At 57.5% G+C, this 11364-nt stretch carries 12 protein-coding genes; 10 read left to right on the top strand and 2 right to left on the bottom strand.

The features are described 5' to 3' along the window. The first annotated feature begins 103 nt into the window (after positions 1-103). The 7 genes from B0G52_RS29470 (at position 104) to B0G52_RS29445 (ending at position 6133) form a co-directional block, all read left to right on the top strand. On the top strand, positions 104-1057 hold the full coding sequence (locus tag B0G52_RS29470; protein ID WP_094050008.1) for a hypothetical protein: 954 nt from the start codon (positions 104-106) through the stop codon (positions 1055-1057). A 135-nt stretch (positions 1058-1192) separates the two neighbouring features. Further along, positions 1193-1756 carry a Uma2 family endonuclease gene (locus tag B0G52_RS29465; protein WP_158223936.1) on the top strand — a complete coding sequence of 188 codons (564 nt, stop codon included), beginning with the start codon at positions 1193-1195 and terminating at the stop codon, positions 1754-1756. A gap of 178 nt (positions 1757-1934) precedes the next feature. Then, positions 1935-2603: a hypothetical protein gene (locus tag B0G52_RS35755; RefSeq protein WP_158223935.1), complete on the top strand. Its 669-nt coding sequence runs from the start codon at positions 1935-1937 to the stop codon at positions 2601-2603. Then, the gene (locus B0G52_RS29460) at positions 2600-3442 is read left to right on the top strand and encodes an amidohydrolase family protein (RefSeq protein WP_158223934.1); all 843 of its coding nucleotides are present in this window, start codon (positions 2600-2602) and stop codon (positions 3440-3442) included. Before B0G52_RS35755 ends, B0G52_RS29460 begins: the two co-directional genes overlap by 4 nt. A 224-nt stretch (positions 3443-3666) precedes the next feature. After that, a complete protein-coding gene (locus B0G52_RS29455) occupies positions 3667-4398 on the top strand; it encodes an IclR family transcriptional regulator (protein ID WP_233163189.1) in 732 nt (243 codons plus the stop codon). 21 nt (positions 4399-4419) lie between these two features. After that, entirely contained in the window at positions 4420-5196 is a 777-nt protein-coding gene (locus B0G52_RS29450; RefSeq protein WP_094050004.1) for an SDR family NAD(P)-dependent oxidoreductase, read from the top strand. A gap of 46 nt (positions 5197-5242) precedes the next feature. Then, positions 5243-6133: a fumarylacetoacetate hydrolase family protein gene (locus B0G52_RS29445; RefSeq protein ID WP_094050003.1), complete on the top strand. Its 891-nt coding sequence runs from the start codon at positions 5243-5245 to the stop codon at positions 6131-6133. 76 nt (positions 6134-6209) lie between these two features. Here B0G52_RS29445 and B0G52_RS29440 read toward each other — a convergent pair whose 3' ends face one another. Further along, on the bottom strand, positions 6210-6956 hold the full coding sequence (locus B0G52_RS29440; protein ID WP_094050002.1) for a response regulator transcription factor: 747 nt from the start codon (positions 6954-6956) through the stop codon (positions 6210-6212). After that, the gene (locus tag B0G52_RS29435) at positions 6953-8683 is read right to left on the bottom strand and encodes a cache domain-containing sensor histidine kinase (RefSeq protein ID WP_094050001.1); all 1731 of its coding nucleotides are present in this window, start codon (positions 8681-8683) and stop codon (positions 6953-6955) included. Before B0G52_RS29435 ends, B0G52_RS29440 begins: the two co-directional genes overlap by 4 nt. A gap of 192 nt (positions 8684-8875) precedes the next feature. Here B0G52_RS29435 and B0G52_RS29430 point away from each other — a divergent pair, with 192 nt between their 5' ends. The 3 genes from B0G52_RS29430 to deoB are packed head-to-tail and all read left to right on the top strand — an operon-like array spanning position 8876 to position 11356. After that, the gene (locus B0G52_RS29430) at positions 8876-9949 is read left to right on the top strand and encodes a BMP family lipoprotein (protein WP_158223933.1); all 1074 of its coding nucleotides are present in this window, start codon (positions 8876-8878) and stop codon (positions 9947-9949) included. A 34-nt stretch (positions 9950-9983) separates the two neighbouring features. After that, positions 9984-10166 (top strand): XapX domain-containing protein, encoded by a 183-nt coding sequence (locus B0G52_RS29425; RefSeq protein WP_094049999.1) that lies wholly within the window; start codon positions 9984-9986, stop codon positions 10164-10166. Further along, positions 10163-11356 (top strand): phosphopentomutase, encoded by a 1194-nt coding sequence (gene deoB, locus B0G52_RS29420; RefSeq protein ID WP_094049998.1) that lies wholly within the window; start codon positions 10163-10165, stop codon positions 11354-11356. Before B0G52_RS29425 ends, deoB begins: the two co-directional genes overlap by 4 nt. Positions 11357-11364 lie beyond the last annotated feature (8 nt).

Here is an 11364-nt window from a genome sequence, read left to right as displayed (position 1 = left end):
ATTATGAATGCTCGATTAACCGACTCTTTACCGTAACCGGACGAAAACAGGCCTGAAACTTTACCTGCGTTCGCTACAATGGGGCGAGAGAGGTGAACGCGCAATGGCGAAAACGTGGAAAACGGCTGTGTTCGCAGGATTGTTGGCGGTGGCACTGCTCTTGCTGGGGAAAAGCGTCTCGGACGGAGGAGGCGACGAAGCGTTCGCGCGGAGTCCCTCATCGTCGGCCGATCCGGACGCGAGCATGGCGGAGATGATGATGGCGCTGCCGGAAGTTCCGAAAGAGATGCAGGACCCTTTGCTCGATCCGATGATGCTGTCGCAGATGCATACGCATGACGGCGTTCAGCAGGAAAGCGATGCCGAACGACAGGTTCGGATCGAGTGGGAATGGGACGGCGTTCCGGAAGCAGGCGTACAAGCGCGGCTGACGTTGACGATTACCGGCGGAGACGGTCTGCCTGTCGCCGATTACGAGATCAATCACGAGAAAAAGCTGCATCTGATCGCGATCAGCCGGGACTTGTCGCAATTTGTGCACGTCCATCCGGATTACGAGGGGCAGGGGAGGTTTCGCATCGGCATGACGTTTCCGACTGGGGGAGAGTATCGGCTGTTCGCGGACTTCATGCCGATCGGCATGATCCAGCTGACCCGCGCCGAGCGGATATTCGTTCAAGGAGCGGAGCCGGAAGGCGAGGCGGCGGTTCAAGCGAGCAAGCGCCTGAAGACCGTCGTGCGAGGGATGGAGGTCGAGCTGCATCTCGGACATCTAATGGCGGGCATGCCCTCCACGATCGCATTTACGTTTCGCGACCGGAAGACGGGGAAGCCGGTTCGCGATCTCGAGCCGTATCTCGGCGCGGTCGGGCATGTCGTCGCCACCGATCCCCTGGTCGAGAGGTACATTCACGTTCATCCGGTCAATGCTCTCTCCTCCGGGCCGCAAGCGTTGTTCTCTATCGATTTTCCCGAGAGCGGAACGTATAAGCTGTGGGGACAGTTCAAGCGCGGCGGCGAAGTATTCGTCGTTCCTTTTGTCCTCGAAGTTCCGTAAGCCGATCTGGCAATGAATTGACAGGCCTGCTCTTTTTCGACCATAATAAGGGAAAACGATGGGGAAGCACCCCGCAAAGAGAGACACGTTTCGTGTTGCTTTGCGGGGTGTTTTCGTACGAGGAGGAAGATGGCGATGAGCGAGGGCAAGAAGGAGAAGCCGGGTAAAGTCAAGGAGACGCACGGCACTTATTTTATCGACGAGAGATACGAAATTATCGGAGGCGTGAGATACGATTTTCTAACCTCGCCGAAGTTCTCGCATCAAGATGCGCTTGGGCGCCTGTATATTGCGTTCCATTCCGCCTGCTCGGAGGACGGCGTCATTTTGCTGGCCCCGATGGACGTTCATTTTGACGAGGAGAACATTTTGCAGCCGGACATTTTATACATTCGCGGGGAGAACAGGGGAATTATCAGGGACGGTTACGTATACGGCGCTCCCGATCTGGTCGTGGAAATTTTGTCGGGGAGCACGGCGCGGAGGGATAAGACGCTCAAGAAGTCGACCTATGAGAAATTCGGAGTCGGGGAGTATTGGTTGGTCGATCCCGTCTATCGGCTCGTGGAGCAGTTCGCGATCGTAGATGGGGAGTATCGCCTGCTGGCGACCTGGTCGGAGGAGGATGTGCTTGTGGCCGCTACCGTGGCCTGCTTGACCGTCGATTTGTCGGCGGTTTTCCGGAAGGAAGAAAGCTGAATCGGAGGCCCGCTATGCGAATACGGCTGAACGGCCTGCGGCGCGAACCGCAGAGGCCATAGACGGATCCGCGTCTTCAAGGCAAACGCTTCGCGCTGATCGTCTCGTTGATTATTCATCCGGTATGTTATATAAAACATATAAGCTTTCACAAGATACTATACGAGGAGAGAGAAGCATGGAGCGGGTTATGCTCGTATCGCAGACACAATCGAATCAAGAGGAGGAAGTCGTTCGGCGGCTGCAAACCGGACGCTTCTCGCTCGTATCCCGCTCGGCCCGGGAGGACGGGATTGAGCGCCTATCCGTCTTCCGCTTCGGGCGGCTGCTTCTGGTCTATGCGGAATATCGGGAGAAGCGCGGAAAGGATCGGGGCTTCTGGAACGAGGAGATCGAGCGTTTGCTCGAGCCGTGGCCGGGAGGAGAAAGCGGCGACAGATTCGAGGTGCGGCTGAATGATATTTTTCACGATGACGAGCCGTCGGAAGACGTTCCATGGAGGCGGCCCGGCTACGAGCCCCGGCAGCGCGTCGGCAGCCTCGCCCGATTGAAGCCGGAGCAATATGCCAGCTATGTATTTTTGCATTATCAATTGCAAGAAGAGAAGCCGAGGGGATTCAGCAAGTACTACATCATCGGCAGCTTCGAACGGTTTATTTTCTCTTACCAGGAGCTTCCGGCCCAGGTAGAGCCGCCTCGCAAAGGATTGCTCGCGACGGCAAATACGCCGCAGGATTGGCATGGCGCGATGGAGCCCCATTTCGAGCCTTGGGCGGATACGGCGGAAGAGGAACGGATCTGGCGCGAGCTGGAAGAGATCGTCAGCGTGGAGGTAAATGGACAATGAGAGCGATAATCGATGCCCACCAGCATTACTGGCTTCTGAGCCGAGGGGATTACGGGTGGCTGAGTCCTGACGGAGGACTCCTGTACGAAGACTATTTGCCGGAGAGGGCGGCGCCGGAGCTGCGGGCCAGCGGCGTGCGCGCGTCTGTCGTCGTTCAGGCGGCTCCGACCGTTGCGGAAGCGAAGTACCTGCTAGGCTTGGCCGAGCAAGAAGAAACCATTGCCGGCGTAGTCGGTTGGATGGATCTTGAATCCCCGGAGTTTGAAGAGACGCTGACGAGACTCGCGGCCCATCCGCTGTTCGTCGGCATCCGTCCCGATTGGCCGCGGGACGAAGACGGACGGCTGCGCCTGTCGGAGCGGCTGCGGCAATCTTTGCGCATCCTGGCACAGCGCCGCTTCCCGGTCGATCTGCTGATGGGGGCGGCGCAACTGCCGGACGCCGCGAAGCTGCTCGAAGCGGAGCCGGAGTTGCGAGTCGTCGTCAACCATATCGGGGGCCCGACTCACCGGGAAGAAGATCGGGACAATTGGATGAAGGCGATGTCGGACATCGCGAGTTTCCCCGAAGCCTATTGCAAGCTGTCGGGAATGATCACGAAGGTTCCGAAGGGTGCGGATTTCGTCGAGGCGCTTCGCCCCTACGTCGATCATCTCGTGAACGTCTTCGGTCCGTCCCGTCTTCTGTTCGGCAGCGATTGGCCGGTTTGCCGGTTGGCCGGGGAATACGCGGATACGGTAACGACGCTCGAGGCGCTGATCGCGGGATTGCCGGAGAACGCACGGGACGATATTTTCGGCGGCAACGCCGCAAGGGTGTATCGATTGCAACGGATTTAAGGGCGGCGCAACCCGCCTGAAAGCATGAAGGGGCTGATTCGTGAGCGGGACTGCGGTCTATGCTTGCGGTCGCCCTTTTATTTTGCGGTGAAAGTCAGGTACGCCTTGACGGGCGATCCGCCTCTGTCTACAATGGAGGTACATCTGAATAAACTTTAGTTTATCTAAATAAACCAAATGGGCGGAGGGATACCATCAGCGATCGAAAGTACTGGGCTCCCGCTTTGGAGAGAGCACACAACATTCTGGAGCTTATCCGCCAGGAGCCGGGTAAGCTGCGGTTAATCGACCTGTCGAAGCGGCTCGATCTGAACAAAAGCTCGATGTTCGTCCTTCTTCATACGCTGGAGGAACTCGGCTGGGTAAGCAAAGATTCGAACGACGCCTATTCCCTGGGGCATGTGCTCGGCGTACTGGGTCATGCTTTCGTCGGCCAGTTTGATCTGGAAGCCAGATTTCGCGAAGAGGCCGGAAAAACCCGGGACATGCTCGGAGAGACGCTTCAGCTCGCGAAGCTGGAAGGGGACCAGGTATTCTATCTGGCGAAGGTCGAAGCGCCTTCCCGCGTCAAGCTTGTGTCCGAGCCCGGGATGCGGTTTCCGGCCCATGCGACGGCATTGGGGAAAGCGCTGCTGGCTTGGCAGCCCCGCGAAGAAGTGGAGGGCGCGATCGGAGAGCGGCTGGAGGAGCTGACTCCGAATACCGTGAAGTCGAGAGCCGTGTTGATGGCGCAGTTGGAAGCGATTCGGTCGTCGGGCTTCGCGACGGAGGAACAGGAGTCGGTGATGGGCTTCTGCTGCGTTGCGGCGCCGATACTGGACTCGGGAGGGGCGGCGGTAGCCGCCGTTAGCGCGTCGATTCCGCTGCATAAGTGGGAGGAGTCTCGGGAACGGGCGAAGGAAGAAGTCGTAAGTCTGGCAGGACGTCTAAGCACGGCGATGCATCCGGCCGATTGAAGAGAAGGAGTGACGTAGCAGATGGCAAGATTGGCGAACAAAATCGCTCTCATTACCGGAGCGGGCTCGGGGATCGGGCAGAGCGCCGCGGTCCTGTTCGCGCGGGAAGGCGCGACGGTTGTCGTTAACGATCTGACCGGGCCGAAGGGGGAAGAAACCGTCCGAATGATCGCCGAAGCCGACGGGGAAGCGGTCTGCATTCCCGCGGACGTGACCGATCCGGAACAGGCGGCCGCGATGGCGGAAGCCGTAAAGTCGAAATACGGCCGGATCGACGTGTTGTTCAACAACGCAGGAATCAGCGGCGTCGGCAGGCTGCACGAGATCGAGCCGGAAGCATGGGACCGCGTAATGAGAGTCAACATTCGCGGCGTTTTCCTGCCTTCCAAGTACGTGCTCCCGATCATGATGGAGCAGCGCAGCGGATCGATCATCAACATGTCGTCCTGCATTGCGGAGATCGGACTGGCCAAGCGCGCATCGTATTCCGCGACGAAGGGGGCGGTGCTGGCGCTGACGAAATCGATGCAGGTCGATTACGCGCCGTACAACATCCGCGTCAACGCGCTGCTCCCGGGAACGATTCTGACTCCGTTCGTGGAGAAATACTTGGCCGAGTCTTACGAAGACCCCGAGGCGGCGTACGCCTCGCTGAAAACCCGCCAGCTCAGCGGCGATCTCGGCCGCCCCTCCGACGTGGCCCAAGCCGCGTTGTTCCTGGCCTCGGACGAGTCGAAGTTCATGATGGGTTCACCGCTGTACATCGACGGCGGAGTTGTGTTCGGCAAGAATGCCTAGCGGTATCGAAAACTTATTCATACGATAATCAGGAGGAATCAGTAGAATGAAACTGCTCACCTTTATTCGGCAAGGGGCGCCGGCTCTCGGCGTGAAGACCGAGTGCGGCGTACTGGACGTATCGACGGCTGCCGCCGCGGCGGGACGGGAGGCTCCGGCTTCCGTCATGGAGGCGATCTCTCAAGGAGCTTCCGCGGTAGCGGCGCTTGCCGATCTGGCCGCGGCTGCGCCCGCGGACAGCTCCGCATGGCTGCAAGAGGACGCGCTCGAATTCGGGCCGTGCGTGACGGAGCCGAAGAAAATCATCTGCGTCGGCCTCAATTACCGCAAGCATGCGGAGGAGACGAAGGCGGCGATTCCCGAGTACCCGATTCTGTTCAACAAGTTCCACAATACGATTGCCGCACACGGCCAGGACATCGCCATTCCGCGCTCGACCGCTATGCTCGATTACGAAGCGGAGCTCGTCATCGTCATCGGCAAGAAGACGAAATACGTCTCCCGCGAACAGGCGCTGGGACACGTGTTCGGCTATTGCTGCGTGAACGACTTGTCCGCCCGCGATCTGCAGCTTCGCACGCCGCAGTGGATGCTCGGCAAGATCGGCGACGGCTTCAGCCCGATCGGCCCTTATCTCGTTACGGCGGACGAAGTAGGCGATCCGAACAACCTGTCCGTTCAAACGTTCGTGAACGGCGAGCAGCGCCAAAATTCCAACACGTCGGACATGATCTTCCGTTGCGACGAGATCGTCAGCTACATTTCCCAGCATCTCACGCTGGAGCCGGGCGACGTCATCCTTACGGGCACTCCGGAAGGCGTCGTGCTCGGCTATCCGAAGGAGAAGCGGGTATACCTGAAGCCCGGCGACGTCGTCACGATCGAGATCGAGAAGCTCGGCTCGCTGACAAACCGTTTCGTGGCGGAAGAGGCTTAAGTCCGAACGACAGCATGCAAATAAGAGAGGCTCCGCGGATAACCGCGGAGCCTCTCGGCGCTGCCGGCGAGCCGGTTCAGCCGGTCCCCTTTTTCTGCCTGAACTCGTTGGGCGTCATGCCGTAAGTTTTTTGAAATACTTTGGAGAAGTATTTGGCGTCGATGTATCCGGTTTTTTCGCACACCTCGTAAATTTTCAATTTCGGGTCCTTCAGCAGCTCGCAGGCTTTCTCCATTCTTGTCTGCGTCAGGTAGGAGGTGAACGGCATTCCGCTTTCGTTCTTGAAGATTTGTCCGAAGTAGTGCGGAGTCAGGTTCACGTGCTCGGCCGCATCGGAAAGCGAGAGCGGCTGTTCCAGCCGGTCCCGAACGAATTGCTTGGCTTTCAAGACGATCGATTCATGGTAGGTGAGGGGAACCTCCTGCTCCGCTGCATCGGCTGCGTCAGGGGCGTCCCGGAGTATTCCGTCGACGATCTCCAGCAGTTCGTCCGTATCGATCGGCTTTAAGACGTAACCTTTCGCTTGGTACTTCAACGCTTTTCTGGCGCACGCAAAGTCTTCGTAGCCGCTAATAATAATGACCTTCGTATTCGGATGCTCCTCGTAAATATGCTGAAGCAGCTGCAAGCCGTCCATATCCGGCATCCGAATGTCGGTGATGACAAGATCGACGGGCTGCTCCTGCAGAAACCGGATGGCGCTAAACCCGTTGTCGGCCGTACCGGCAACCGTAATGTTTCGTTCGCCCCACTCGTCCATCGTGCTTAGACTGTCGGCAATCATCCATTCGTCGTCGACGATGAGCAGTTTGGTCGCATTCACGGCGTCTCCCTCCTTGGCAATTTGAATGTCACAACCGTTCCCGCGCCGTATTCGCTCTCCACCCGGATGCCGTATGGCTCTCCGAAGTTAAGCTGCAAGCGGGACTGGACGTTGAACAACCCGATGCTGCCGCCCTGTTTGGCCAAGCGCATCGCGTGATGGGCCAGATTGCTCTGCAGCGCCCTTAAAGCGCTTTCGGTCATTCCGATTCCCTGGTCGCTAATACGGATGTAGACGTCGGAGCCTTCCGTCCATCCCTTGATCTCGATAAAGCTGTTCGGCTTCTCCGTGCAGACGCCGTGAATAAGCGCATTTTCGATAACGGGCTGAAGAATCCACTTGATCGTGTACCAGCGATACATTTGCGGCTCTATGTCGATCCGGTAGCCGAACTCGTTTTTGGCTCGGTGCTTGTGAATTTCCAGGTAGTGCTTGACGTAATCGAGCTCCTTGGCGAGCGTAACCATGTCGTCGAATGTGCCGATGCTCATGCGGAGAAGCTTGCCCAGCAGAACGATCATCCGGCTGATTTCCCGCTGCTTGTTGGTGCGGGCCAGGGAATTGATCGATTCCAGCGTATTGTACAGGAAATGAGGATTGATCTGGGACTGAAGCGCGGCGACTTCGGCCCGCCGCTTCTGGTTCTGCTCCTCGTAGACGATTCCGATGAGATCCTGGATGCGCCGCACCATCGTGTTGAAGCCTTTGCCGAGAGCGCCGATTTCGTCCCGGCTCTCGTAAGGGTAATGGACGTCGAAATCCCCTCTCCCCACCTTCCCCATCAGCCTGCGAAGATGAAGAATCGGTTTGGAGATTCTGCTCGAAATGACGAGAGACGCAATCTGGCAAACGAGGATGCTGATCATCGTGATCGACAGCGTCACGTTGCGTGTTTTCAGAATCGGCTTGTACAGCTCGGACTTCAGGAAATAGGCCGTAAAATTCCATCCGGTCAGATGGTCGCGGCGCTGAATAAGAAAATAGTTTTCCTGGAGATAATCATAATCGGCCTTCGTATAGGTTCCGGCAGAGTAGGGATACAGCAGTTGATTTTCCCGGTCCGTGATGAGCACTCCCGAGGCGTTGTCGTTATAAATGTTTCCGAGCAGAAAAATATTTTTGAGCAGGCTGCGCAAAACGCCGATGTTAAAGTCGATGATAACGGTTCCAGAATGCTGCGCGCCGGCCTGTCCGATTCGGCGTACGACCGAGAACACTTCCTGCTGCGGCTCGTTCGCGCTGTACGGTCTGTCGTGCATGATCGAGATCGAGATTTTATCCGCGTTCCCGTCGTCGTCCGGCCGGGAGCGAAGCCAGCGCTCGCCGTACAGATCTTGGATTCGCCCGGATGCTTCGTAACCGAACGAATGCACGACGCCATGCTCGTTGAGGATCGTCACGCCTGCATTTTCCGGACGGATTTCGTTGGCGGACGCAATGGCCCGATCGAGCTGCAGGGAATCGGGAGAGGCGAGCCTCAGCTTGAGAAAATCGGCGACGGACGGGTCTGAGGCCATCACGTCGACCATTCTTTGAATATCGGCAAGAAATAATGAAAGCGATTCCAACTTTTGGTCCAATAAATTCAGCGTTTCCCGTTCAAGCTTGACGCTCAGCTCTTCCTTGGCATTCGTATACGTAAACCAGTGGGTGAGAAGCAGCGGGACGATGGAGATGACAAAAAAGGACAGCAGCAGCTTGGCGAAAACGGTGTTGAGAAAGTTCATCCGAACAGCTCCCTTGACTGACTGGCGAGTTATTACAAGTTAACAATACGAGCGGCCCAAAATCAATCGCTATTGTGCATTTCTACGATTTTTACACCATTTCCCACGATTTTTCCGACTACATCATCTTTTTGATTCGTGAGATAGTAAGGGTGCGGTCGCTGGCGGCAGACAAAGAGAAGGGGGATTCGCGTGAGACGACTCGGTTTGCGTTCGGTATTGGCGTTCGCCATCTGCGCTTTCGCGCTGACGGCATGCGGAGGCGGCACCACCGGGCAGGAAACGGCCCCGGCGGATGAACCGGACGAGGGGCAAGCGCTCAAGGTCATTCACTATGTAAGCGGTAACCTTGGCGACAAAAGCTTCTTCGATTCCGCAGAACGCGGGTTAAGCAAGAGCGGGATGGTATACGGATTCGAAACCTCGACGCTTGTCGGAGGCAAAGATTCGGCGGCCTGGGAGCCGGATTTGGACAAACTGTCTTCATCCGGAAATTACGACATTATCGTCGTGGGGACGTTTCCCTTGACGGAGACGGTGCAGAGGCTGGCTCAACGTTATCCGCAGCAGCGCTTTATTTTCTACGACGGGTCCGTTGCGGATTCGCCTAACGTGTATTCGATGCTTTACTCGCAGAGCGAGGGTTCGTTTCTTGCGGGGGCGTTCGCGGCGATGGTCACGACCGACCCGTCGTTTGCAGGCGCGAATCCCGACAAGGTGATCGGATTTATCGGAGGCCTGGACGACGATCTGATCAACGATTTCAAATCCGGCTACGAACAAGGGGCGGCCTATATCGACCCGGAGGTCAAGGTGATCGCGGATTACGTCGGCAATTTCGCGGACGAGAGCAAAGCGAAGGAATTGGCCTACGGGCAGTATCGCGACGGCGGGGCGGATATCATCTATAACGTTGCCGGAGGCGCCGGGCTTGGCATTCTCGCGGCCGGCAGCGAGGAAGGCAAGTATACGATCGGGGTGGACAGCAATCAAAACCCGCTCTATCCGGGAAGCGTGCTCACGTCGATGCTGAAAAACGTGGACGAATCGGTATTCCGGGCGCTCAGTCTCGTGCGGGGCGGCAAACTTCCATACGGAGAAACGGAAATTCTGGGCGTCAAGGAAGGCGCGGTCGGCATCGCTCGCGATCAGCATTACGAAAAATACGTGCCCCAGGCCATCCGGGAGAAAATGAAAGACATCGAAGTGGGAATCGCTTCGGATAAAATCGAAGTCCAATCGCTGCTGACCAAGGTTCAGCCTTGACGCGCGGCGATTGCTCAGCCAGAGGAGTGTTCATGTGCTTAAAGAAATTTTGCTCAGCTTGCTTGCGGGATTGATCGTCGGCATCGTATTCAAAATGATCAAGCTGCCGCTGCCGGCGCCCCCGGTGTTGTCCGGAGTGCTCGGCATAGTCGGGGTGTTCTTGGGCGGCCTGGCCTACGAATGGATTAGCCAGTCGTTAAGGTCAGTCGGCAAATGAGGAGCGAGCGCTTTCGGTTTCCGCGAATATTCCTGATCGTGATGGACTCCGTCGGCATCGGGGAGGCGCCGGACGCCGCGGCCTTCGGCGACATCGGGGCGGATACGCTCGGTCATATCGCCGAAAGCATGGGCGGCATTCGCTTGCCGAATCTGGAGAAGCTCGGACTGGGCTGCATCAAGCCGATCCCGGGAATCGAGCCGCAGGCCTCGCCGCTTGCGCATTACGGGAAAATGGAGGAACGTTCGCGCGGCAAGGATACGATGACCGGTCATTGGGAGCTGATGGGGCTGCAGGTCGATACCCCTTTTCTCGTCTTCCCTAACGGGTTTCCCGAGTCTCTGCTGCAGGAACTGGAGAGAAAAACGGGACGCAAGGCGATCGGAAATAAAAGCGCTTCCGGAACGGAGATTATCGAAGAACTGGGACTGGAGCATGTGGAAACCGGCCGGATTATCGTCTATACCTCGGCCGATTCCGTTCTTCAGATAGCGGCTCACGAAGACGTCGTGCCGCTAGACGAGCTGTACCGGATATGCGAAACGGCCAGAGAACTGACGCGAAGCGGAGAGCATGCGGTCGGAAGGGTGATCGCCAGGCCGTTCACGGGGGAACCGGGGCGCTGGACGCGAACGGCCAACCGCCACGATTACGCGCTTAAGCCGTTTGGCCGCACGGTCATGAACGAATTGAAGGATGGCGGGCTGGACTGTATCGCGGTAGGCAAGATCGACGATATTTTCGACGGGGAGGGCGTAACGAGGTCGATCAGAACCGTCTCCAACGGGGACGGGATGGATAAGCTGATCGACTGCATGCGCACGGATTTCACGGGACTATGCTTTGTGAATTTGGTAGATTTCGATGCCCATTACGGTCATCGCCGCGATCCGCTAGGATACGGGAAGGCGTTGATAGAGTTTGACGCAAGAATCGGAGAGGCGCTCGAATACTTGCGGCCCGACGATCTGTTGATCGTGACGGCGGACCACGGCAACGATCCGACTTATCCGGGTACGGATCATACCCGGGAGTACGTGCCGCTGCTCTGCTGTCATCGCGGCATTGCGCAAGGCGAATCTCTTGGCGTGAGGGGCTCGTTCGCCGACGTCGGCCGAACGATCGCCGATAATTTCCGGGTGGCGCCTCCTCCGTATGGACAAAGTTTTCTTCCGCAAATCATTTCATAGAAGCGAGT

The sequence above is a fragment of the Cohnella sp. SGD-V74 genome, assembly GCF_003001675.1.
Taxonomy (GTDB): Bacteria; Bacillota; Bacilli; order Paenibacillales; family Paenibacillaceae; genus Cohnella.
Note: the sequence above shows the minus strand (reverse complement) of the source record. Positions and strands in the feature narration are given on the sequence as shown.

Bases quoted from the DNA above. Each gene is read 5' to 3' on its own strand.
- B0G52_RS29465 (WP_158223936.1), top strand. From the start codon at position 1,193: ATGAGCGAGGGCAAGAAGGAGAAGCCGGGTAAAGTCAAGGAGACGCAC.
- B0G52_RS35755 (WP_158223935.1), top strand. From the start codon at position 1,935: ATGGAGCGGGTTATGCTCGTATCGCAGACACAATCGAATCAAGAGGAG.
- B0G52_RS29470 (WP_094050008.1), top strand. From the start codon at position 104: ATGGCGAAAACGTGGAAAACGGCTGTGTTCGCAGGATTGTTGGCGGTG.
- deoB (WP_094049998.1), top strand. From the start codon at position 10,163: ATGAGGAGCGAGCGCTTTCGGTTTCCGCGAATATTCCTGATCGTGATG.
- B0G52_RS29450 (WP_094050004.1), top strand. From the start codon at position 4,420: ATGGCAAGATTGGCGAACAAAATCGCTCTCATTACCGGAGCGGGCTCG.
- B0G52_RS29460 (WP_158223934.1), top strand. From the start codon at position 2,600: ATGAGAGCGATAATCGATGCCCACCAGCATTACTGGCTTCTGAGCCGA.
- B0G52_RS29435 (WP_094050001.1), bottom strand. From the start codon at position 8,683: ATGAACTTTCTCAACACCGTTTTCGCCAAGCTGCTGCTGTCCTTTTTT.
- B0G52_RS29445 (WP_094050003.1), top strand. From the start codon at position 5,243: ATGAAACTGCTCACCTTTATTCGGCAAGGGGCGCCGGCTCTCGGCGTG.